The organism is Afipia sp. GW823-FHT06G09 (genome assembly GCF_058794875.1).
In genome coordinates this window covers 731,177-753,752 of the sequence record NZ_JBXAHF010000001.1, presented here as the reverse complement: position 1 = coordinate 753,752, position 22,576 = coordinate 731,177, and the positions used below count along the sequence as shown (strand labels likewise).

The window sequence follows — 22,576 nt, the reverse complement described above, 5'->3', positions numbered from 1 at the left end:
ACCCCAACCCTCTCCCTACGGGAGAGGGGGCCGACCGCGTCCGGTGCTGCATCGAGACAAATAATGTAGTTCAGGCGGTCAAGCGCCGACGATCTTGCCCATATGCATCAGCGCGCTATACATGCGCCATGACCGAACTTGCTCTCCCCACCAATGCAGATGTCGAAGCCGCCGCGCGCGTTCTCGCGCCCGTCGCCGTCCGAACCCGCCTCATCTCGTCGCCCGCGCTCGATGCACTGACCGGCGGACGCATCTTCCTGAAGCCGGAGGTGTTGCAGCGAACGGGATCTTTCAAGTTTCGCGGCGCCTTCAACAAATTGTCCTCCATTCCTGAGGCCGCGCGCAAAGCCGGTGTCGTTGCGTTCTCATCCGGCAATCATGCGCAGGGCGTCGCGGCTGCTGCGCAGATTCTCGGCATGCCGGCAGCGATCGTGATGCCGTCCGATGCGCCAGTGTCCAAGATCGAGCGCACCAAGAGTTACGGTGCTGAGGTCATTCCCTATGACCGCGACAAGGAAGACCGCGATGCCATCGCTCGCGATCTCGCGAGCAAGCGCGGCGCGACGGTCGTTCCTCCCTATGACGATCCGTGGGTGATCGCGGGGCAGGGCACCGTGGGCCGCGAGATTGCGGAGGATTTGTCGGCGCTTGGTGTCGCACCGGACATCGTATCTGCGCCGGCATCCGGCGGCGGGCTGATGGCCGGTATTGCGCTGGCAACCAAAGCGAAGTTTCCCGATGCGGGGCTAATCACTGTCGAACCTCATGGCTTTGACGATCACGCGCGTTCGTTCGCGGCCGGGCATCGCGAGCCGCACCGCGCTGTGGGCCGCACCATCTGCGACGCGCTGATGGCTTCCATTCCCGGCGAGATCACTTTTGCCGTCAATCAGAAGCTCGGCGCGCAGGGCGTGACGGTGACGGATGACGAAGTCGCGAAGGCCGTTGGATTTGCCTTTCGCGAACTGAAACTCGTTGTCGAGCCGGGCGGCGCGGTCGCGCTGGCGGCGCTTCTTGCGGGATACCTCAACGCCAAGGGAAAGACCGTCGCGATCGTGCTGTCGGGCGGCAATGTCGATGCGGATCTCTACGCGAAGTTGATTCAGTAGGCGTCACAATTCGGCCCTTTGCCTGCCTTTTGCGGCAAAGACCGTCACAACTTCGCCTTTAGCTGAAGAACGCGATTCTTTCGGCCTGGCTCATCCGCCGGATCGGCGCCAGCGGATCGCTGCGCGGCGTCGCGGGCCTGGCGATAATCCCGCTGGCGATCAGGCTCTCACCAAGCGATGCCGGGGCGGTCATCGCGCTCTCGGGCACAATCTCCGGAGCCGGCTCAGGCGGTTCCGGCAGGATTTCCAACTGTATGGCCATCGCCGGCTCGGAGGCCTCGATCGCCTCCGCACTTGCCAGTTCTACCGGTAGGCTTTCTTCCACCAGCGGCACCGCTTCTGTCGCCATCTCCGGGGACGAAGCCTCAGAAGCGGCCGCTACGTCGAACAATTCATTATCGGCAGCGGCAATCTGCACCTCATCGGAGGCTTCGATAGGGGCCGTATCGGCAACGGGGAGTGCCGCACCGGATTCAGCCTCGCTCTGCGGCTCGATGGTGGAAGGGGCAATGGCCTCGATCTCACGCGCAGCCTGATCGAAGGCTTGCAACACGCCGTCCCGAATGCCGCCCGCGGCAACGTGATCGCAGGCGGCGTTGATCGCATCGACCTGCGACTCCAGCAGAAAGCAGATCCGCCCGTCCGCGCCGGACTCGCGCAGCCCCCAGGCGATCTCGCGGATCACCCGCGCGCACTTCCGCGACGGTGCCAGCGATTCCTCGAACGCCGCGCCCGACAGGGCAGCGGAAACGCTCTCGCGAGCGGCGGCCACGATGGCTTTGACTGCGGCCATGGCCTCAGGCAACTCGCTTGAAGGCGGCTCGACCGGCGGGGTTTCGATCAGGGGGGTTTCGACAATGGCCTGCTGCCGCTGTTCCTCTTTCTGGGCGGCAAGCGAGCTTTCGATGCGGGCGACGGCCTCGAGCACCATCGCGGTGTCGGCGTTTCGGTTGCGCCGCGTGTATTCGTCGAGAAACCAGCGGCCCCGCGCGGTCTCCAGAAACGCCTCGCGGATAGCCTCGAAGTCCGCGTCCGTCGGAGACGCGGCGCGGGCTGAAATCGGCGACAGGGCGAAGGCTTCGTTGGCCATGAAAACCCGTGAGACAGAAACCTGTAGAACAGAAACGCGGTGACGCGATCCACACGCAAAAGCGATGTCCAGATACACCGAACACGCGCTAGATAACGATCACCACGAACCGCAGCGAATCGCAATTCCCTTGCTCACCAGCGAATCACAAAAGCACCCGGCCGGGCAATCCATCGCCCGCCGATTTGCCGTGCGGATCAGCCTGTTTTACGCCTCGACTTTCGGCATCATTGGCGTCCACCTGCCGTTCTTCCCGGTCTGGCTGAAGGCGATCGGCGTCGACGTGTCCTGGATCGGATTCATCACGGCCGCGCCGTCGCTCTCCCGTTTCACTATCCTGCCGTTCGTGACAGCGGCGGCCGAGCAGCGCCAGATCCTGCGCGGCACCATGATCGCGCTTGCGTTCATCACGGCCGTTGGCTTCGCCGTGCTGGGGCTGCTTCGCGATCCGCTCACAATCCTGATCGTGTATGTCGTGATCGCCTGCCTCTGGACGCCGCTCAGTCCGCTGACGGACGGTTACGCGCTGAAGGGCGTCACACGTCACGGGCTCGACTACGCGCAGATGCGGTTGTGGGGGTCTGCGTCATTCGTGGTGTTCGCGATGATTGCGGGCGTTCTGTTCAAAGTGATCGATCCGCAGAATCTGATCTGGATCATCGTTGCGGTCGCGCTTCTCAGTGCGTTCGTCAGTCTCGGCATCGTTCCGCTGGACTCATCGCCAGCAGGTACCGCGCCGCAGGGGCGAGCGAGCGGCCTGTTACGGAAGCCGCTGTTCCTCGCCATCATCGGCGCTTCGGCCCTGATCCAGGGCAGCCATGCCGCCTATTACGCGTTTTCCTCGATCACCTGGCAGAATGCCGGTTTCGGCGGCTTCACCATCGCGGCGTTGTGGTCGCTCGGGGTGATCGCTGAAATCGTGGTGTTCGCGATTTCGCCGCGCCTCACACTGTCGCCGACGGCCATGGTCCTGATCGGTGCCCTGAGTGCGGTGGTGCGCTGGACCATCACCGCGATGGAGCCGCGGATCGAGGTGCTCACGGCGGTGCAGGTGATGCACGGGCTGACCTTCGGGATCACGCAGGTCGGCACCGTCGCCTTGATGGTCCGCAATGTGCCTCATCACATGCTCGCCACCGCGCAGGGCTACATGGTCGCCTCGCAGGGCGCAGTAACCAGCCTGACCATGATGTTGTCCGGACTGATCTATGCGCGGGTCGGCGAGGGCGTCTATTACGCGATGGCCGTGATGGCATTCGCTGGCGGCCTCGTCATGGTCGCGGCACGCCGGCGTCTCGACGCGCACCACACGGCGACGGACTAACCCCAGAGCCCGGCATCGGGCGGATAGACCGTGCTGCCCTCATAGCGCAGACCGTTGTCGCGGTCCCTCGCCAGCAGCAATGGTCCGTCGAGATCGACCACGCGTGCGCCCTGCGCGATCATCAGCGCAGGGGCCATCGCCAGCGACGTCGCGACCATGCAGCCGACCATCAGGTCGAATCCCAACGCCTTTGCGGCTTCGGCCATGGCCAGCGCCTCGGTCAGGCCGCCGGTCTTGTCGAGCTTAATGTTGATGGCGTCGTAGCGCTCCCTCAGGCCCTCCAGCGACGCGCGGTCGTGCACGCTTTCATCTGCGCAGACGGAGACGGGCCGCTTGATCCTGGCCAGCGCCTGATCATTTCCAGCGGGCAGGGGTTGCTCGATCATGGTCACCCCGGCATCAGCGCAGGCGGCCAGATGCCGTGCCAGGTTACCGTCAGTCCAGGCTTCGTTGGCATCGACGATCAATTCGGCTTCAGGTGCAGCCTTGCGAACAGCGGCGATCCGGGCCTCGTCGCCGTCGCCCCCGAGCTTGATCTTGAGCAGCGGGCGATGGGCCGCCTTCGCGGTGGCCTCCGCCATGGTTTCCGGCGAGCCCAGCGAGATCGTATAGGCGGTGGTCAACGGGCGCGGCGCGGGACGGCCGAGAAGGCCCCAGATGCGCTTTTCCGCCACCCTGGCCTCAAGGTCCCACAGGGCGCAGTCGAGCGCGTTGCGGGCGGCGCCTGCCCGCATCTGCGCCTGCAGCATCTGCCGATCCAGCCCGCCGCCGAGCGCGTCCTGCATGGTCTGGATGGCTGCCAGCGTTCCCTCCGGTGTCTCGCCGTAGCGGGCATAGGGAACACACTCGCCACGCCCGACAATGGCCTTACCGTCACGGCTTTGGCGACTTACCTCGGCCACAATCACAACGGCTTCTGTCTTGGCGCCGCGGCTGATGGTGAAGCCACCGGCAACGGGCCAGCGCTCGATCCGGGCGGCGAGTGTCAGCGATGGCATCATTTGTGAAATCGATTTTCGTGAGGATGGGCTTGCCTGAATATGGCAATTATGGCTCTTAGTCACATCCCCGTACAGTTTGTTGGCATCGTGATAGGTTGCTTCGTCAGCCGGGCACGGAATCGGCGCAGGAGTTGGGCTTGAACGGCAATCCGACATTGGAGCAGGTGACCGTCGGCGCAGGCCTTGCGCTGCGCGCGGCTGGCCAATGGACCGTCCATTACGCCCCCGATCTCGAAAAGATCGTCGAGGACACCGAGAAGCGGAATGGCGGCTCCGCCAATATCATCATCGATGTGTCGGAAGTCTCCAGCCTGGATACTTTCGGAGCCTGGCTGATCGAGCGGATGCGCCGCAGCCTCACGCACGGCGGTGTCGAACCCAGAGTGGCGGGCCTGTCCGACAACTACGCCAGCCTTGTGAACGAGGTGCGTCAGGTCAAAACCGGCGTTGTGCACCAGCGCCGCCGGCAAACCATCGTCGGCATGCTGGAAGGCGTCGGCCGCAGCGTGGTCGAGGTCGGCGGCACGCTGGTCGGCCTGATCGGCATGCTGGGCGCGATCCTCAATGCGCTGTTCCGGGTGATCCGGCATCCGACCAGCTTCCGCTTCACCTCGATGATCCACCACCTCGAACAGGTGTGCTGGCGCGCGGTCCCGATCGTTGTCCTGATCACCTTCCTGATCGGCTGCATCATCGCCCAGCAGGGCATCTTCCACTTCCGCAAGTTCGGCGCCGATGTGTTCGTGGTCGACATGCTTGGCGTGCTGGTGCTGCGTGAACTCGGCGTGCTGCTGGTGGCGATCATGGTCGCCGGCCGTTCGGGCAGCGCCTACACCGCAGAACTCGGCTCGATGCGGATGCGCGAGGAGGTCGATGCGCTGCGCACCATGGGCTTTGACCCGACCGAGGTGCTGATCCTGCCGCGCATCGTCGCGCTGATCATCGCCATGCCCATTCTCGCATTCCTTGGCGCAATGGCGGCGCTGTATGGCGGCGGACTTGTCGCCTGGGGTTACGGCGGCGTGCAGCCGGATGCGTTTCTGTCGCGGCTGAAGGAAGCCATTTCGATCAACCATTTCACGGTGGGCATGGTGAAGGCGCCGTTCATGGCGCTGGTGATCGGCATCGTCGCCTGTGTCGAGGGCGCCGCGGTGAAGGGCAGTGCGGAGTCGCTCGGCCAGCACACCACGGCCTCGGTGGTGAAATCGATTTTCTTCGTCATCGTCATGGATGGCCTGTTCGCAATCTTCTTCGCGACGATCAATATTTAGGACCGGTTGATGGCGGAGAACTTCGACGATCACATCATCAGGGTGCGTGACCTCACGGTGAAGCTGAACGAGAATCTCATTCTCGATCATCTCGACCTCGATGTCCGGCGCGGCGAAATCCTCGGCTTTGTCGGCGCGTCGGGCGCGGGCAAATCGGTACTGACCCGCACGATCATCGGCCTGATCCCCAAGCTGGCCGGCAATATCGAAGTGTTCGGTGTCGACATGGGCAAGGCCAGCGAGGATCAGCGCCGCGCGGTCGAGCGCCGCTGGGGTGTGCTGTTCCAGCATGGCGCGCTGTTCTCGTCGCTGAACGTGCGGCAGAACATCCAGTTTCCGGTGCGCGAGTTCATGAACGTGTCCGAGCGGCTGCTCGATGAAATCGCCATCGCCAAACTCGCCATGGTCGGCCTCAAGCCTGAGGTCGCCGACCGGTTCCCGTCGGAACTGTCCGGCGGCATGATCAAGCGCGTGGCGCTCGCCCGCGCGCTGGCGCTCGACCCCGAGATTGTGTTCCTCGACGAGCCGACCTCCGGACTCGATCCGATCAGCGCCGGCGATTTCGATCAGCTTGTGATGACGCTGCAGCGCACTTTGGGACTGACCGTTTTTATGGTAACCCATGATCTGGACAGCCTTAAAACGGCCTGCAACCGGATTGCAGTGTTGGGGGATCGTAAGGTTCTCTTGGTAGGCACAATGGACGACATGCTGGCCTCGCAGCATCCTTGGCTGCGGGCCTATTTTCATGGCAAGCGCGCCCGTGCCGTCGTCGCGTAAGTACATATTGCGTATTTGGAGTTAAGTTGATGGAAACAAAGGCAAATTACGTCCTGATCGGGGCGTTCACGCTTGCGGTGGTGGCCGCGGCCTTTGGCTTTGTGTTCTGGTTTCAGAACCTCGGCGCGGCAGCCCAGCGCGTTCCGCTGCGTATCGTGTTCGAGGGCGCGGCCTCCGGCCTGCGCACCGGCGGCAACGTCAACTTCAACGGCATCAAGATCGGTGAGGTCACGTCGATCAAGCTCGACGATCCCAAGCGCGTGGTCGTGATCGCAAACGTCGACAAGAACGCGCCGATCCGCAAGGACTCGTTGGTCGGTCTCGAATTCGCCGGCCTCACCGGCGTCTCGTCGGTGTCGCTCAAGGGCGGCTCGATCGAGGCGGGCGGCGTGCCGGTCGCCGAGGACGGCGTGCCGACGCTGACGGCCGATCCCAATGCGATCCAGGACATCGGCGAAGCGGTGCGCGGCGTGCTGCAGAACGTCAACAGGCTGGTTCTTGAAAACCAGGAAACCCTGCACAGCAGCATGACCAACATCGAGGTGTTCTCGAAGAGCCTTGCCGCCAATTCGGCGCGCATCGACAGCATCATGGCCGGCGTCGATGGCCTGATGGGCGAGAAGGGCGAGCTGCAGGCCGCCGCCAAGTCGTTCCGCGAACTGGCCGACAATCTCGACAAGCGCTCTGCCGGCCTGATCATCGACGGCCGCCGCACGCTGGCCGACATCAGCCGCGCGGTGAACAACTTCGACCGCAACCCGACCCGCGTGCTGTTCGGCGCGGGGCAGAAGGACGTTGCACCGGCTCCGCCGCCTCCGGCTCCAACCCCGGTCCGAAGTCCCGCCGACGCCCGCGCGCGGCAGCGGTAGGGGTTTCACCTCGCCCGCTTGCGGCGAGTGGCGTTGAGGCATCCACGCAATCTCTCAACTGGTCGTCCCCGCGAAGGCGGGGACCCATACTCCCTGAGTTCTCGATTTGAGGGAGATGCCGGAGCAATCTTCTCGCCATCATCAGGATGTTCGGTGGTTATGGGTCCCCGCCTTCGCGGGGGCGACGATTGGGTGTGATGCGACAGCGTGCGCCACTTCAACTTTCCGATTCAACTATCAAACAGCCACGCATGATTGCTCTCGCGATTGATCGCGAGTTGATCTGTTAGTTGCCCCGGACAACGAGGGGCATGGAGCGCCGCGAGGCGCACCTTGTGTTCGTTTCGCTCCCGGCATCGCGTGCGAGGCGATGGTCTTCCGGAAGCGCATCGCCTTGCGGCGCTCCACTGCGGCGATTTTGGGCGAGGGGACCGTACTTCCGGGTGCGGACGGGGGAGGTACTCGACCCCTGATCCGGACGGCTTTCGCCGCCTTCGTCCGCTCCGCGTCCAGCCGGCGAACGGCAGAGCCACATAGTTGGCCCGGACGGTGACCCCAGCCTCCCGAACGCGTGTTTGCGAGACACACGCGCAGGCGCCGCATCCTGCTCCGCTTCAAAGCGCCCTCGAGAAGCGCCCCTCACGAACAGGACATGGCGAACTTAAGCGCGGTACGGAGCGCGTGGATACGTATCCCCATCACGAAATGTTGCAGCCCGTCATTGCGAGGAGCGAAGCGACGAAGCAATCCAGCTTTTGCGGCGGCAAGTGAAGATGGATTGCTTCGCTGCGCTCGCAATGACGAGTGGTGATACATGCCCAACGAAAAAGCGGAGGCCGTGAAGCCTCCGCTTTTCGTATGGTTGTCGAAGGGGGTCTGAGCTTACCCCAGCCGGCCCGCAGCGTGAGCGAGCAGGGTGTAAACGAGGCCCGTTTCCGACACGAGGTGGCTGCGCAGGGCCGCCGGTCCGCGCTCGTCGCGCGAGACTTCATCCAGCAGGCGTTCGAACTCGTTGATGTAACGGTCCACCGTCTGCTTGAAGGCGCGGTCGGCGCGATACTTGCGGGCGACCTCGTCGAACGCCTTCTGTCCGGCCGGCGTGTAGAGCCGCTTCGAGAACGCCTTGCGCTCGCCGCGTTGATAGCGATCCCACATTTCCGCTGCGAGTTCGCGGTCCACGAGCCGGGCGATGTCGAGCGACAGCGCTTCAAGCGGGTTTGCGGACTGACGCGGAGCGGACGGCGCGGCACGGCCGCGTGCGCCGTCATCGTCCGAGCGGTTCAGCAGGTCGGACAGCCAGCCGTCGTTGTTGCCGCCATTGCCGACCGGGGAGACCGATGGCGCTTCGGTGCGGCGCGGTGCAGGGCTGGCCGGGCCGAACTCCGGCGCGGGCAGGCTGGAGGCGCTGGCAACGTCGCGAGGCCGCTGCGGCGCGGACCGCGATACGGTCTCGGCGCGGCCGCCGGCTGTCGCCATCACGGTTTCTTCCTCGCGATAGACGGTGCGGGTGGTCGGCGCCACGTCGAGGCCCTTGCCGTGGCGGGCGACGATGCGGTTCAGCTCGGCCAGCGCTTCGACCTGGTCGACGATGACCTTGCGCATCTGCGCGGTGCTCTCAGCCGCTTCCTGCGGCACTTCGAGAACGCCGCGGCGCAGTTCGGCGCGGGTGGCGTCGAGTTCGCTGTGCAGTTCGGAGGCCATCTGCTTCATGCCGTGCACGATGGTCGCGAACTTGTCCGCGGCTTGACGGAACATGTTCTCCGCCTCGCGGGTGCCCTGGTCGTACAGTTCGGCCATGGCTTCGGAGGTTTGGCGGCGCTCGTCCTCGACGGCCATGCGGACCGCTTCGAACTGGCGGCTGACTTCAGCCGAGCTGGAGCCCGCGGTCTGCGCCACGATCTGCGCGATGTCGCGCGCCCGCGTCTCGGCTGCGGCGAGCGAGTCGTCGAGCAGGTTGGTGAAGCGCGAGAGGCGCTCGTCGAGATCGTGCGTCCGCAGGTCAATGCTGGACACCAGCGATTCCAGCAGGGCGTTACGGTCGGCGACGGAGTCGCCGGCGCGCTCGTTGCTCCGCTCGATCAGGGTCGCAGCTTCAACCAGCGCGCGGCCATGGTTCTCGAACTGCGCCGAGAGCGCGTTGAGATTCTCCAGCGCCCCCGATGTCTTGGACGTGAAGGTTCCGAGCTGCTGCTCCAGCGCGTTGGTGGATTCGCCGTTGCGGCTGGTGACGTCGTTCATCGTCGAGACGAACTCCGCGACCCGCGTAACCAGCGTGCGCTCGAGCGAGTTGAGGTTGTCGTGAGCGCCGGTGAGCACTTCCTGGAGCAGGATGTTGCCCTCACGCAGCCGCTCGAACAGGGCGAGCGTGTCGGTGCGCAGGATCTTGCTGGTCTCCTGCAGCTCGTTGATGGTCGAGGTCGCCACCTGACGCGACTGGTCGATCGCCGCGCGCGAGGTCTGATCGATATCCTTCAGCGATTTGCTGACGGCGCCGATCGCGATCTCGCTGGCGGTATTGATCTGGCGGGCCAGATCCGAGGAGTTGTTCATCATCGCGACGGTGAAGGCGCCGCCGTGGTTCTCGATCGACTTCAGCGCGGAGTCCGCAGCGCTGCCGATGGTGGACGAGATCTCCGCAGCCTTGCTGCCGAGAGCTTCGACCAGCGCGCCGCGGCGGCTGTCGACCAGCTGCGCCAGCTGTTCGGTCTGCTCGCGGACGCCGTCGGTGATGGCTTCGACCTTGCCGTTGAGGGTCGAACCGAAGCGGTCGGTCGAGACCGCGATGGTGCGCTCGATCTCGGCGGAGGCCGACTTGATCTGCGAGGTCGCACCGGTCGATGCGACTGTAAGGGTGTTCTCGGCTTCGCGCGCCGCCATCTGGATGGTGCGCTCGAGGTCGCCGGAGACCGCCTTGAGGCTGGTGCCCACGTCGCCGGAGATGCCGCGAAGATGCGAGCCGATCTCGCCGGAAATATCCCGGAGCTGGGTGCCGACCTCGCTGGTGATGCCACGGAGCTGCGAGCCCACTTCGCCCGACACGGTCTTCAGGTCGGTGCTGACTTCGCCGGACACGGCCTTGAGCTGGCTGCTGACATCGCTGGAGAGCGCGATCAGCGACTGCTGGGCGGTGCGTGCGCCTTCCTGGATCGTGGTCGAGGTGTTGGACATCAGGCCGGTGAGGGCACGCTCGGCTTCCTCGACGCGGGCCTTGATCGCCTGGGTCATCTCTTCCGAACGCGAGCCGATCGCATCGGCGGCGTGATGGCCGCTGGTGGTGACGCGGTTGGCCGCAGCCTCGACCCGCGTATCGAGCAGGTTCTCGAACTGCGCGACGCGCGCGCTGATGTCGGAGGCGAGGGCGCTGACGTTGAATCCCAGGTTGCCCTGGATGTCCTTGATGCGCTCGCTCATGGCGTTTGCCATCTGGTCGACGCCGCTGGTCAGCAGGCTCATCACCTGAGCGCCGCGCGCCTCCATGGCCTCGGCGATGGTTGCGGAGCGGTTCTCGACCACCGACGCGAAGGCTGCTGCGCGGCTGTCGAAGGTCTGCACCATAGAGGCGGTACGGGTATCGACCGTGTCGGCAAACGCCGCCGTGCGGGTATCGATGATGTCCGCGAAGGACGCGGTGCGGGTTTCGACGATGTTCGCCAGCGCCGCAGTGCGGCTGTCGAGGGCATCGGTGATCGCAGCGGTACGGGCATCGACGATGGTGGCGAAAGCTTCCGCTCCGGTGTCGACCCGTTCGGTGATCGCGGTGGTGCGCGCATCGATCAGATCGGCGAAAGCCGTGGTGCGGCTGTCGATCGTATCGGTGAACGCGGTGGTGCGGTAGTCGATCGATTCCTTGAACGCCGCGGTCTTGTCGTTGATCGTTTCGGTGAACTCGGAGGCGCGGGTGTCGAACACCTTGGCGATTTCGGCAGAGTGCTCACTGAGCTTCTCGGTGAACGCCGTGGCACGGGTGTCGAATACCCGGGCGATTTCGGCGGAGTGATCGCTGAGCTTCTCGGTGAACGCCACGGCGCGGCTGTCGATCGCGTCGGTGAAGGCGCTGGTGCGCGCATCCATCACCGTGGTGAAGGACGCAGCGCGGTTGCTGACCGTGTCGCCGAATGCGGCGGCGCGGGCATCGAACGATTCCTCCAGAGCCTTGGTGCGGGTCGCAACCGTCTCGTCGAGCGAGTTGACGGTGGAGAGCAGCGAGGTGTCGAGGCGGTCGACGCGACTTTCGATCGCGGCCTTGAAGCCGGCGAGGCTGGTGTCGAGCTTGGAGTGGATTTCGTCGCGATGCGTGGTGACGCGGGTATCGAAGGTGTCGACATAGGCCTTGAGGTTGTCGGCGAGGCCCTGGGTATGCTCGCCCATGCGTTCGACGATCTCGCCGCCATAGGTTTTCACCGTGCGATCGAATTCGGCGATGTGGCGGGTGATGAGGGCGCCGAGCGTGCCGCTGTCGCGCGCGAACTTCTCGGCCAGTTCGTTGCCGTGTTCCTTGACGATGCCGTCGAACAGGCCGATCTGGTTGCTCAGCGTCTCGTGGGCGGTTTCGGTCTGGCTCACGACCTTCGCCACCAGCGTATTGATGGTGACGTCGAGCGCTTCGCCGGCCTTCTCGCCGCTGGTCAGAACGCGGTCGGCAAGGCGATTGCCGGCCTCATCGATCTGCTCGGACAAGGTGGCGCCACGGACATCGAGCTCGGACAGCAGGGACTCGCTCGAAACCCTCATCGATTCGACGATTTTGTCGGTACGGTCCGCGACGCTGGCGATGATTTCCTCGGAACGCGCGGCGATACCGTCGACGATGGTCGCCGAGCGCTGTTCGAACTCGCCGGTCATCTTGTCGAGGCGTTCGTTCAAGGCGTCGTGGACGCGGTCGGCGAGGTCCGCGAATTCCTCATGGACGTGGCCGGTCTTGAAGTTGAGGCTGGCGGTCAGCTTTTCGCTGGCGTCGAGCACGCTGGCCGCGGTCTGGGTGCTGGCTTCCTCGAGGCGGTCGAGCAGGTCGCCGCCGCGTTCGCCGAGCGCGATGATCATGTTGTCGCCGGCGCTGGAGAGGGCGCGGGTGATGTGCTCGCTGCGCTCTTCGAGAGCGCCGGTGATGCTGCTGGCCACTTCATCGACGCGCGAGGCGATGGCGTCGCTGATCAGGGCAATGTCCTGACGCAGATCGATCTGCACGCCGGAAATGGCGTTGCGGACCTGCTCGGCCTGGCCGACCAGGTTGTCGCGCTGGACGGCGATATCCTGGAGCAGGGCGCGGATGCGCACTTCGTTGTCGCTGTAGGCGCGCTCCAGCGAGGAGACTTCGTTGGCGACCAGCGCTTCGAGTTCGCCGGCGCGCGCGACCGCGCGCTCGACGCCGTCGCCCATGGCGGCGACTTCGCGGCGGATCGCCTGACCCACGGTCACGATGGCGCCGTTGGCGACATGCTCGGGTTCGGAGAAACGGACGGCCATCTGCGCCATCGACTGCGCGATCATGCTCATTTCCTGGCTGCGCCATGCCATGCTGGCGATGAAGTAGAACAGCAGCAGGGGGGCAACGAGAACGGCGATCAGGCCGATCAGCGCCAGGAAGCCGGCGCTGCCCTGGCCGACGATTGATTCGAGTGCGGGCAGGAAAGCGAACGCAAGGAAGCCGACGCCTGCGATCCACAGGCCCGAGAACAGCGTTGCGACAGTATAGGCGTTGCGCCGCGGGCGGCCCTTCTGAATGGTCTGGAGAATGGCGCCGATGGTTTCGCGGTCGTCATTGGCGGGACTGCGGTCGAAGCTCGGGACGCCGAGGTCGTCGGCAACAGGCGAACGCAGGTCGGCCCCGCGGCTGGCAGCGCCAAGCGACGGTTCGTTGCGCGCGAGGTTGTCCCGACTGCTGTCGGAGGGAGGCAGATCGCCGATGTTCAGAGCTTCCTGGATCGCCGAAAGGGCGGCTTCAGTTGGATCCTTGACCTTCGGATTTTTCGCCATGTGTCCCGCACGCCTTTATTTTTTACGCATCCGCAAGTGGCACCGCAGCCAGGGCTGTGCGCCGTCGAATGTTCCCCGATACCGGTAGACGAAACGAAGTTACGTCGCCGATTTGTCCCGCCGGTTGTCCCGCACTTCCGCAAACATCCTATTGGCTCGGTGGGTCGAATGAAATGGGATGGGTTAATAGATTTTTAATCATCGTTAACACCGGCACGGTTAACGCTTTCAGAAATCAACAGTTTTCAAAAGCACTTTGGTATTTCTAGGCGGCGAAGCGGCGAAAACATGGCTAAATCGGGGCGAATACCTGATACATTTCGTTAACCATTGGTGTGATTGCCTGACGGTGTTTCCGGCCGGATTCGATCCGGCGCCGTCAGCAATTCGGATGGGTCATGTCACTTAACCTGGAGCGGTTGAACTGGATGCCGTCACCACCGCTCGTTCCAGAAGAGACCGCCATCGACGTCCAGCATCTCGGGCGCATGACGCTCGGCGAAGCTGCGCTTGAAGCCGAAGTTCTCGGGCTTTTCTCGGCTCAAAGCGCCGATCTGGTCGGCCGGCTCAAGACAATTCCCGCCGACGCCGCTGCGCTGGCGCATACGCTGAAGGGGTCCGCGCGGGCCATTGGCGCATTCCGGGTCGCAGAGGCCGCTCTGGGTGTCGAAGCCGCCATGAAGAACAATGGCGACGTCGCGGGCGCGATCACCCTGCTTCAGCACGCGGTCGAGGAAGCCAGGGCCGCGATCGGCCATATGTTGAGCAGGTCCTGACCCGGTCTTTCCGCACGGCTTTTATCCCCCGGCAAAGCTGGCATCTGGCGGATTGACCCGTTATAGGACGTCTCCAACTGAATTATCCGGGCAGCACGACAAATCATGGTCAAAATCAACTTCATCGATCACGCAGGTACCACCCGTTCCGTGGACGTGGAGGCCGGCGCGACCGTCATGGAAGGCGCGATCCGCAACGCGATTCCCGGCATCGAAGCCGAGTGTGGCGGCGCATGCGCCTGTGCGACGTGCCATGTGTATGTTGATGAAGCCTGGCGCGAGAAGGTCGGATCGCCGACGCCGATGGAAGAGGACATGCTCGACTTCGGCTACGACGTGCGGCCGAACTCGCGGCTGTCGTGCCAGATCAAGGTGACCGACGAACTCGACGGACTTGTGGTGTCGACGCCCGAACGTCAGGCGTAGTATCTTCATCCTCTGCCGGACCAGCCGGCGGCGGGATGTTCCTGACGATAATCCATTCGATAATCGCGGTGACAAGGCCGACCACGAACGCGGCCACCACGATACGCGTGTCCGCCTGCATCAGCATCGCAACGATGCCGAAGATCCAGATCGCGCCGGTCAGCCGGAGCGCGATGGCGAGCGTCGGTGGCAGGTCCTGCATGGCGGCGATCTCAGAACGGCACTGATGCGCGGGCGCGATAGGTCCAGAGGGCTGCGCCGCTGCTGCTGCCAATCCCGCCGCGCTCTGCGCCGATCGAGATCTGCGCGCCGTTGGTGAACTTCAGATTTGCGCCGCCTGCGGCACGCGCCGACCAGCCGTCGAGAATGGCGGCCGATACGGTTGCGAGGCTGGCGGCCGAAACGGCCGCAGTGTCGCCGTTGAAGTAGTAGTCGCCATACAATCCCACATACGGCGCGACGGCGACCGATGACCACATCACCGGATAGGCGAGCCGCAGCCCCGCGCTGGCACGGCCTGTAGTGAAGTCGCGCGCGGTTTGAACCGTGCCGAGCGTGTCGGTGTAGGCGTTCTCGTGCTCCCACAGCGCGTAGATGCGCGCCGACGGTTCGATCATCAGGCCGTAGGTTTCATACTTGCCGGTCAATCCGCCCGACACCAGCCAGCGATTGCCGGTGAATGAGCCGGAGGCAGTGCCCGCGGTGCCGTCATAGCCGAGGCCGGAGTATCCGACCGCGGCATCGAAGCGGATGGTCTGGGTGATCTTCCAGCCGAGATAGCTGCCGACCGTCCAGCCGTCGCCCTTCATACGGCCCTGCAACTGATCCGAACGATAGTCGAATGTCTCGTAGCCGCCGAATGCGCCGATCAGGAAGTTCGGCGCGAGCCTGCGCGTGAGACCGGCAAGCACGTTGATCTGGTTGCCATAGAGGGTCGACGTGCCTGCACCCGCCGCGCTCCATCGCTCGAGCGTTGCACCGCGTGCTTCCGCCCAGCCAAGCCAGTCGCGCGGTTCGACGAAACGCTTCGGAGCCTTGACCGGACCGGCATAGGCGAGGGCATCGAAAGCGTCGTTGACGCGCGACTTGTCCGAGGTCGCGCCGAACGGAGCGGCCGAACTCACCTTTGACGAAGCCTTCGGATCGTCACTGCCGCTGTCGGCGGCGAAGTTGAAACGGATGCCGCTGTTGTTCGGGCTGACCAGCGATCCGCCGTCGTCGGCGAAGCCTTCGTTGACGGCATTGTCGATCGCACCGGAGATCGCCTGACCGGAGAACTGGCTCACCACGGGTGTGGCCATGGCTTGCAGCGCGCGCAGCTTCAGGCTGTCTGCGGGAATGTTGATCGACTGCATCAGCGGCGATGATGTGCCGCTCGTAAAACCGGGGCTGCCGCCGTAACTCGCGGTGATGGTGTGACTGCCCAGCGCCAGCGCGGACGTGGTGAGCGTTGCGACGCCTGCAGACACGCTGGCGCTGCCGAGCGTTGTCGCTCCGTCCATGAAGGTCACGGTGCCGCCGTTCGGCGCACCAGCGCCGCTTGTGACGCTCGCGGTGAATGTCACCGGCTTGCCCACGTCGCTTGGATTTTGCGACGACGCCAGCGTTGTCGTGGTGGTGGACAGGCTGATGGTCTGGGACAGGGCGGAGGATGTCGAACCGTTATTGTTGGCGTCGCCACCATAGACTGCGGTGATGGAATGCGGTCCCGCAGACAGGGCCGAGGTCGAGAAGGTGGCGCTTCCCGCCGATACAATTCCGGAGCCGAGCAGCGTCGCGCCGTCAAAGAACTGCACCGTACCGGTGGGATTGGTGCCGGTGACTGTCGCGGTGAACGTTACGGATTGTCCGAACGGGCTCGGATTGGCGCTCGAGCCGAGTGTGGTGCCTGACGTCCCCGCGCTGACCGTCACCGGAAAAGTGGGCGCAGCGTTCGCGTAGTTCGTATCGCCGCTGTAGTTCAGGCTCACGGTGAAGTTGCCCGCGGCCGCATAGGTATGCGTCGTGCTGGCGGTTCCACTGCTCAGCGTGAGAACTGCGTTGGATGAACCGTCACCGAAGTTGATCGTCGCCGTGCCGGTCGGAGCCGGCACCCCCGACGCGCCAGGGACCGTCACTGAAAATGTTGACGCCTGGCCCACGACAGCGGGCGACGGCGTGATGTTCAGACCAGGCGAACTGGTGACCTTGTTGACGGTCTGCGTCATGCTGGCCGAGCTTGCGACATAGTTGGTGCTGTCGCCGCCATAGTTCGCGGTCACGGTCTTATTGCCCGCTGTCGCATAGGTATGGCTGATGGATGCCGTGCCGCCGCTGAGCGTGACGGGTATTGCCGCTGTGCCGTCGCCGAAGTCGAAGGTGACGGTGCCGTTCGGGGTGCCGTTCGATGCGGTGCCGGTCATGGTGGCGGTGAAGGTTACCGATTGCCCGGCGATGCTCGGACTTCCGCTGCTCTGGATTTCCGTCAGGCTGGCATTGGCCGGGCCGGGCGTACAGGTGACCGTGATCCAGTTCGAGCCGCCGCCGGAGCCATTATTGTAGATGTAGGCGATGATGGAGGACTCGTTGCCAGCAGCCGTCAGCGTGAAGGTCGAGAAGTTCGGAGGATTGCTGCGCTGCGCGCTCCTCTGGCTGCCATCCGTGAACACCAGGTAGACCAGGCCCAATGAGCCGTCATTGGTGCGGGATGTCGTGGTCAGCAGATCGCCGGGGGCGAAACGCTTGCCGGTGATGCTATGCGAGGCCATCGGCGTTGAAGTGGACGCGGAGACGTCGAGTTCGCCGTTGTTGACGGCGTCGCAGCCTGCCGATGCCCATGCGTTTGCCGTGACCGAGACCGCCAGAAGGCCACCCGTCAACAGCGCGAACGCGGCTCGCTTGATCGCCGCGATCCTCTCAACGCACCCCATGCCCCACCCATTACTCCATGCTCCGTCGCTAACCCGGCGGCGGAGGTCTCAGCAGGAAACGTGTGGCAGATCGATGTGGAGACGTCTTCTCATTGCGCGCACGCGTTCTGTCCGGATGCCTAAAATCCGAATCTTTTCCGGCTTGTGGCGCGGCGGCCACATCGTGCGGTACGAGAAATTTTTTGGTGATGAAATGGAAGCGCGAAAATACGGGCGCAACAAATTCTTACGTCATGAAAGGTGACGTCAAGCCTCGCCGATACGCTCTCCAACCGCCTCAAACTACCAAAGGCGCGTGCGGGCCGTCTTCTCACTCCGCGCAAACGCCAAACTTTTTCGCGCTGCACGCGCCGTGTGATCTCAGAACGTCTGACTGACGCCGAGGCGGGAGACGTAAGTGACCACCTGACCGGGCGTGAGCGAAGCCGTGACCGAGGCGGTGACTGCGCCGTTGGTCCAGGCCGGCAGGCGCACACCGCCGCCGACTTCCGTCCAGTCCCTTGCCGACGACAGGCCGGGCGAGGTGAAGCCGAACGGCGCATCGATCAGCGTGCCGGTGATGCTTGCGCCCCTGCCGCTGTCGAGGCGATGGCCCCACGCTGCCGTGCCCCAGACCCAGCTATTCGGCGCGAAGGTGTAGCGGAGATCGCCGCCGACGCGCGAGACCTGCGAGGTCGAAATGAAATCATCAAAGTTCGAGGCGAACACGCCATTGGTCTCGCCGTAACCTCCGAAGCGCGTTTCTGCGAACGTGTAGGAGGCGAACGGCGTCACCGTGACCTGCGGCAGAACCGCGAAGCCCCAGCCGATGCGCGCGGTGGCGCCATAGCCGTTGCCCGACGCTGAGCCGGTCGATGATGCCGGTGTGACGCCGTTGAGATAACCGCGTGTGATGTCGCCCCTCAGCGTGATCAGGCTGCCGCCGAGCAGCCATTGCAGGCCCGTGTCCGGTGTGCGTGCGATGAATGCGCCCAGCGCGCCTCCGAACATCTTGGCATTGCCGTGATAGACCATGTCGGTCTTCACGTAGTTCGCCGACGCGGTGAATCCGGCGACAAGACCGAACGGCAGATCGGCGGTGAGGCCGAGTGTGCCCGATGCAATTGGGTCGCTGTCGTAAGCACCGTAGCCAAAAACAGAATAGGGCGTGCTGCGGCTGCCCTGAGTCTGATACGCCTGCGTCGCGTATTCCTGCATGGTGCCGAGCACGCCGCCGATCGCGGCGTTGGCGGTCTGTCCGACGGCGGACTGGCCTGTGTAGGAACTGGCCATCTGGTCGTAGGTCGTCAGCCCCTGACAGATCACGGACTGGCAGCGGGCAATGTAATACCCCTGCCAGCTCCCACCTGGACCGGTGAGTTGGCCGACGGTGATCTTGCCGTCGGCGGACATGTAAGCCGTTTGGCCCAGAATGAAGCCAGGTCCCGGACTTACGCCACTCGCGGCCAGGAGATCGGACAGTTTTTGCATGCCGGTAGCCTGCGTCCATCGAAATGCAAATCCAAAACCTCCGCCGCCCGTGCCGCTGGAGCCGCCCGCCACGATCGAGCCGTCGGCGCTGACGGCAACGGCGTTGGAATAGACGCCACCTGGCAGCGTGCCGAGATCCTGCATGCCGGTAGCCTGCGTCCAGCGAAAGGCGTGCTGATTCCCAGTGCTATCCACGACGGCACCTCCGACGATCACGGAGCCATTGGCACTGACGGCGTTTGCAAAACTGTTTCCTCCGGGCGCTGTCGGCAGCGAACCGAGGCCGACCATGCCGGTCGCCGTGGTCCAGTACATCGCCTGGTATTGCTGTAGACCGGCATTGCCCACGTAGCCGACGATTGTGGTCCCATCCGCTGAAATGGCGCTCGCGTGGCTCAACGAATAACCCGGCAGGAAACCGAGGCCCGTCATGCCCGTGGCCTGGGTCCAGCGAAAGGCCTGCCAACCTCCGAGGTTACTCTGAGCAAAGCCCGCGACGACATTCGTGTCGGCGCTCATGGCGGTGGCGAAGCTTTCGATATAATTCTCGAGCGAGCCTCCGGGTCCGAATGCGGCGCCGGTATGAAGGTCGGTAAAGGCGCCGTTCGCATAACGGATCGCGTGGCCGGTGACATAGACTGGCCCCTGAAATTGCCCATAACCGACCCAGACCGTTCCGGTATCGTTGATCGCCGACGCAGTGGTCTGGAGAGTCGGGTCGGCGAACACCGGCACCAGGGTGAAGGTGCCGTTGCTGTAAATCCAACCGCGATAATTGTTGGAGCCGCCGTCAGTAACGCCAACAAGGAATTGCCCGTTACGGCTCATACCCCAGATCGAGAAGGGATCGCTGGCAAGCCCGGTGAGGACCTCCATCCCGTCAACGGCCTGGGCTGTGGACGGAATGGCAAGCGCGGCCAGCGCCGTGCCAGCCAGCAGCGCGGCGCGCCATCGTGAACGCGTTAAAAGTCCAGCCTCAGCCATTGACCGCTTCCCAACCGGCTTTGGCCTACCAAATCGGGAAAAAGCCGTCTTCTCACTGCGTGCAAACGCTCGGCCCCAAGGCTCAAAAAGAGAGTCTTTTCAGGCTTGTGGTCCGGGTGCCACAGGGTTCACGCGTTGAGAGACATCGCCCGGACATCGCCCGGCGTCATGCCGTAGGCGCTGCGGAACACCCGGTAGAACGTCGCGATGCTGTCAAAGCCGCAGGCATAGGCAATGTCCGCGACCTGCCGCGCCGGTGTGAGGCCGAGCAGCCGGCGTGCTTCCTTGAGGCGCATCGCTGTCAGCGAGCGTGCGAACGACAATCCCGTCGGCTCGAACAGCACATGCACCTGCCGCAGCGAGATCGCGAGTTCGGCGGCGACGCTCGCCGATGTCAGATCCGGGCGGTGCAGATCGCGGATCATGATCTCGCGCGCCGCGTGAAGAAATCCCGCGCGAAGCGCGGCGCGTCCCTCGGGCGAGCCTTGCGCAAGGCGGCCTCGTGCGATCAGGGCAAGGCGGGCGATGGATTCGATCTCGCCCGATGCCTGAAACGGGTCGTGCTCCAGTGCGCTCAGCGTCGCCTTGATCAGCCGAGTCAGGCGGGCGCCCTGCATCAGCGGTTCAGGAAAAAGATCGTGGGTTCGCGCGCCGAGCGCGAGATCATTCGTGAGCGGAATCTTCAATGTGCGGAAATCGAAGCCGTCCGATCGTTCCGGCGTTCCCGCGAACATCATGTTGGAGTGGCTGATGGTGACATCGCCTTCGCGCACCAGATGCACGCGGTCTCCCTTGATCTTCATCCAGCCCGGCCCGCGGATCTGCAATCCGATGCTCAGACTGTCGCTCGAGACGCGCGCGATGTCGGCCGGTGTGCGGCTGACGCGATAAGACGATGCCGTCATCTCCGCCAGCACGGCGTCTCCGATCGGTGTCGCGGAGAACCGGCCCTGGAAGCTGTCGCGTTTCTCACGCTCCAGTTCGATGGTGACGCCGAACAGACTCTTGCCGCGCACTTCGCACCAGTGGTCGAAGCGATCCTGCGGACGAAGGTCGTCGGTGGAGAAACTCAGCATTGGAAAAGACGATCAGTCGAGGACAGCGGCCGTGCGCGCATCGCTCGGCGTGATGCCATAGAGATTGCGGAACACGCGGTAGAACGTTGCGGAGCTGTCGAACCCGGACGCCTGCGCGATCTCCGCCACAGGTTGTGCCGGGGCGTTCCTGAGCCGCCGCAGCGCTTCTTCGGCGCGCATCGCGGTCAGCGTGCGTGCGCAGGACATGCCCGTCGGTTCGAACAGCAGATGCAGTTTCCGCAGCGAGATGCCGAGTTCGGCGGCGACCGCTGCCGGTGTCAGGTTCGGGCGATACATGTTGCGCGCGAGAATGTTGCGGGCCGCATGCAGGAATCCGAACCGCAGCGCGGCGCGGCTTTCCGGCGAACCGTGCCGAACGCGGCCTTGCGTCAGCAGTGCCAGCTGCGCGAGGTGATCGACGGCGAGATCGAGATCGTTGTCGGAATTCCTGGCACAGTCCGCGGCCAGTGCGGCCAGCGAAGCGGACATGACGGTTTTCAAGCGCGGATTGTCGCTCAGCAGCGACGGCGACAGACCTCGCGCCGCGTGGACGAGGTCTTCGCGGCCGGTGAACGGAATTTTCAGAACGCGAAGATCGAAGCCGTGCGCGGTGGCCGGACGGGTCAGGTAGGGCAGGTCGGTGTGGCTGATGGCGATGTCGTTCGCCGCCACCACGAACTCGCCGCCACCCTTGCTGTTGAACCAGCTTGCGCCGCCTAGCTGCTGATAGATGCAAAGGCTGTCGCCGGGTGCGCGGGAGATATCGGCGATGGAGCGCGACACCCAGTAGGATGACGCCTGCATCTCGCTGATGATCGCGCCGCCTGCGGGGACTGCCGAAAATCGTCCTCTGAAATTCTGTCGCTCATGCGGTTTCAGCGAGATCGTCACGCCGAAAAGATTGCGGGCACGTACTTCGCACCAGTAGTCAAACCGATCCTGTGGACGGAGATCGTCGGTGTTGAAGCTGAGCATGACGGACGACTGGCCCGGTTGTCGCAAGTTCGCCTTAAAGATTTAGAGGCGAACGGCCACGGCGGCAACAGCAATTGCGGGGCAGGTTGTCGCTATGCGCGCAGCAGCCAGGGCTGAAATCGCTCGATGATCTCGGGCGTCAGCGGGGTCGGTTTGCGGGTCGTGGCGTCCACCAGAACCGTGACGGCTTCCGCCGAGGCGGTGCAGACATCGCCCGCGAAGACCACCTGCGCGAAGGTCGCCGAGGTCCGCCCGAGCTTCGAGACGCCGATGCCGAGTTCAAAGCTCCCGGGCCAGTGCATTTCGGCGCGGAAATCGATGGCGAGATGCACCAGCATCCAGCTCAGGCCCTTCGGCATCAGGCCGCGATCGCCGCTGCGCAGCAGGGTGACGCGCGCCGTCTCGAAATAGGTTGAATACACCCCGTTGTTGACGTGCTTGTTCGGATCGAGGTCGCCGTAGCGGACATTGTCGGCCAGGCGGAACGGGTAGTTTTCAAGCTTGAACTGAGGTTTCGGGCGGGTCGGTGCATCCACGTCTTCG

General features: G+C 64.1%; 16 protein-coding genes. 7 read left to right on the top strand and 9 right to left on the bottom strand.

Translation table 11 applies throughout. The features are described 5' to 3' along the window. The first annotated feature begins 128 nt into the window (after nt 1-128). Nucleotides 129-1,109, top strand: a complete 981-nt coding sequence (locus tag AC1Q67_RS03825; RefSeq protein ID WP_492235152.1) for a threonine ammonia-lyase — start codon at nt 129-131, stop codon at nt 1,107-1,109. A 58-nt stretch (nt 1,110-1,167) separates the two neighbouring features. Here the strand turns inward: AC1Q67_RS03825 and AC1Q67_RS03820 are convergent, their stop codons facing one another. Then, complete coding sequence (locus tag AC1Q67_RS03820) at nt 1,168-2,199, bottom strand: hypothetical protein (RefSeq protein ID WP_492235153.1); 1,032 nt, start codon at nt 2,197-2,199, stop codon at nt 1,168-1,170. 64 nt (nt 2,200-2,263) lie between these two features. On the opposite strand from AC1Q67_RS03820, the gene AC1Q67_RS03815 reads away from it, so the two are divergent. Further along, nucleotides 2,264-3,523 carry an MFS transporter gene (locus AC1Q67_RS03815; protein ID WP_492235154.1) on the top strand — a complete coding sequence of 420 codons (1,260 nt, stop codon included), beginning with the start codon at nt 2,264-2,266 and terminating at the stop codon, nt 3,521-3,523. Here AC1Q67_RS03815 and dgcA read toward each other — a convergent pair. Then, nucleotides 3,520-4,524, bottom strand: a complete 1,005-nt coding sequence (dgcA, locus tag AC1Q67_RS03810; RefSeq protein WP_492235155.1) for an N-acetyl-D-Glu racemase DgcA — start codon at nt 4,522-4,524, stop codon at nt 3,520-3,522. The two genes, AC1Q67_RS03815 and dgcA, sit on opposite strands and share 4 nt — an antisense overlap. Before the next feature lie 137 nt (nt 4,525-4,661). On the opposite strand from dgcA, the gene AC1Q67_RS03805 reads away from it, so the two are divergent. Genes AC1Q67_RS03805 through AC1Q67_RS03795 form a run of 3 tightly spaced genes read left to right on the top strand, consistent with a single transcriptional unit; the run spans nt 4,662 to nt 7,444 of the window. Then, nucleotides 4,662-5,795, top strand: a complete 1,134-nt coding sequence (locus AC1Q67_RS03805) for an ABC transporter permease (protein ID WP_492235156.1) — start codon at nt 4,662-4,664, stop codon at nt 5,793-5,795. A 9-nt stretch (nt 5,796-5,804) separates the two neighbouring features. After that, on the top strand, nt 5,805-6,575 hold the full coding sequence (locus tag AC1Q67_RS03800; RefSeq protein ID WP_024577797.1) for an ABC transporter ATP-binding protein: 771 nt from the start codon (nt 5,805-5,807) through the stop codon (nt 6,573-6,575). A gap of 29 nt (nt 6,576-6,604) precedes the next feature. Continuing rightward, nucleotides 6,605-7,444, top strand: a complete 840-nt coding sequence (locus AC1Q67_RS03795; protein ID WP_024577798.1) for an MlaD family protein — start codon at nt 6,605-6,607, stop codon at nt 7,442-7,444. Nucleotides 7,445-8,326: 882 nt separating this feature from the next. Here the strand turns inward: AC1Q67_RS03795 and AC1Q67_RS03790 are convergent. After that, nucleotides 8,327-13,417, bottom strand: a complete 5,091-nt coding sequence (locus AC1Q67_RS03790; protein WP_492235157.1) for an apolipoprotein A-IV repeat region-like domain-containing protein — start codon at nt 13,415-13,417, stop codon at nt 8,327-8,329. A gap of 398 nt (nt 13,418-13,815) precedes the next feature. On the opposite strand from AC1Q67_RS03790, the gene AC1Q67_RS03785 reads away from it, so the two are divergent. After that, the gene (locus AC1Q67_RS03785) at nt 13,816-14,193 is read left to right on the top strand and encodes an Hpt domain-containing protein (RefSeq protein WP_492235158.1); all 378 of its coding nucleotides are present in this window, start codon (nt 13,816-13,818) and stop codon (nt 14,191-14,193) included. A 105-nt stretch (nt 14,194-14,298) separates the two neighbouring features. Then, on the top strand, nt 14,299-14,619 hold the full coding sequence (locus tag AC1Q67_RS03780) for a 2Fe-2S iron-sulfur cluster-binding protein (protein WP_024577801.1): 321 nt from the start codon (nt 14,299-14,301) through the stop codon (nt 14,617-14,619). Here AC1Q67_RS03780 and AC1Q67_RS03775 read toward each other — a convergent pair. From AC1Q67_RS03775 to AC1Q67_RS03750, 6 genes are all read right to left on the bottom strand, one after another. Next, nucleotides 14,561-14,821 (bottom strand): hypothetical protein, encoded by a 261-nt coding sequence (locus AC1Q67_RS03775; RefSeq protein WP_492235159.1) that lies wholly within the window; start codon nt 14,819-14,821, stop codon nt 14,561-14,563. The genes AC1Q67_RS03780 and AC1Q67_RS03775 overlap by 59 nt on opposite strands. A 10-nt stretch (nt 14,822-14,831) precedes the next feature. Then, the gene (locus AC1Q67_RS03770; RefSeq protein ID WP_492235160.1) at nt 14,832-17,528 is read right to left on the bottom strand and encodes an autotransporter family protein; all 2,697 of its coding nucleotides are present in this window, start codon (nt 17,526-17,528) and stop codon (nt 14,832-14,834) included. A 360-nt stretch (nt 17,529-17,888) separates the two neighbouring features. Next, nucleotides 17,889-19,982 (bottom strand): autotransporter domain-containing protein, encoded by a 2,094-nt coding sequence (locus AC1Q67_RS03765; RefSeq protein ID WP_492235161.1) that lies wholly within the window; start codon nt 19,980-19,982, stop codon nt 17,889-17,891. A 128-nt stretch (nt 19,983-20,110) separates the two neighbouring features. After that, nucleotides 20,111-21,058: a helix-turn-helix transcriptional regulator gene (locus AC1Q67_RS03760; protein WP_492235162.1), complete on the bottom strand. Its 948-nt coding sequence runs from the start codon at nt 21,056-21,058 to the stop codon at nt 20,111-20,113. 12 nt (nt 21,059-21,070) lie between these two features. Next, a complete protein-coding gene (locus AC1Q67_RS03755) occupies nt 21,071-22,033 on the bottom strand; it encodes an AraC family transcriptional regulator (RefSeq protein ID WP_492235163.1) in 963 nt (320 codons plus the stop codon). 92 nt (nt 22,034-22,125) lie between these two features. Beyond that, nucleotides 22,126-22,569 (bottom strand): acyl-CoA thioesterase, encoded by a 444-nt coding sequence (locus AC1Q67_RS03750; RefSeq protein WP_024577806.1) that lies wholly within the window; start codon nt 22,567-22,569, stop codon nt 22,126-22,128. Nucleotides 22,570-22,576: the final 7 nt, after the last annotated feature.

Excerpts from the sequence above, each read along its gene's own strand:
- AC1Q67_RS03825 (WP_492235152.1), top strand. The coding sequence starts at position 129 with ATGACCGAACTTGCTCTCCCCACCAATGCAGATGTCGAAGCCGCCGCG.
- AC1Q67_RS03820 (WP_492235153.1), bottom strand. The coding sequence starts at position 2,199 with ATGGCCAACGAAGCCTTCGCCCTGTCGCCGATTTCAGCCCGCGCCGCG.
- AC1Q67_RS03815 (WP_492235154.1), top strand. The coding sequence starts at position 2,264 with ATGTCCAGATACACCGAACACGCGCTAGATAACGATCACCACGAACCG.
- dgcA (WP_492235155.1), bottom strand. The coding sequence starts at position 4,524 with ATGATGCCATCGCTGACACTCGCCGCCCGGATCGAGCGCTGGCCCGTT.
- AC1Q67_RS03800 (WP_024577797.1), top strand. The coding sequence starts at position 5,805 with ATGGCGGAGAACTTCGACGATCACATCATCAGGGTGCGTGACCTCACG.
- AC1Q67_RS03795 (WP_024577798.1), top strand. The coding sequence starts at position 6,605 with ATGGAAACAAAGGCAAATTACGTCCTGATCGGGGCGTTCACGCTTGCG.
- AC1Q67_RS03790 (WP_492235157.1), bottom strand. The coding sequence starts at position 13,417 with ATGGCGAAAAATCCGAAGGTCAAGGATCCAACTGAAGCCGCCCTTTCG.
- AC1Q67_RS03785 (WP_492235158.1), top strand. The coding sequence starts at position 13,816 with ATGTCACTTAACCTGGAGCGGTTGAACTGGATGCCGTCACCACCGCTC.
- AC1Q67_RS03780 (WP_024577801.1), top strand. The coding sequence starts at position 14,299 with ATGGTCAAAATCAACTTCATCGATCACGCAGGTACCACCCGTTCCGTG.
- AC1Q67_RS03775 (WP_492235159.1), bottom strand. The coding sequence starts at position 14,821 with ATGCAGGACCTGCCACCGACGCTCGCCATCGCGCTCCGGCTGACCGGC.
- AC1Q67_RS03770 (WP_492235160.1), bottom strand. The coding sequence starts at position 17,528 with ATGGGGTGCGTTGAGAGGATCGCGGCGATCAAGCGAGCCGCGTTCGCG.
- AC1Q67_RS03765 (WP_492235161.1), bottom strand. The coding sequence starts at position 19,982 with ATGGCTGAGGCTGGACTTTTAACGCGTTCACGATGGCGCGCCGCGCTG.
- AC1Q67_RS03760 (WP_492235162.1), bottom strand. The coding sequence starts at position 21,058 with ATGCTGAGTTTCTCCACCGACGACCTTCGTCCGCAGGATCGCTTCGAC.
- AC1Q67_RS03755 (WP_492235163.1), bottom strand. The coding sequence starts at position 22,033 with ATGCTCAGCTTCAACACCGACGATCTCCGTCCACAGGATCGGTTTGAC.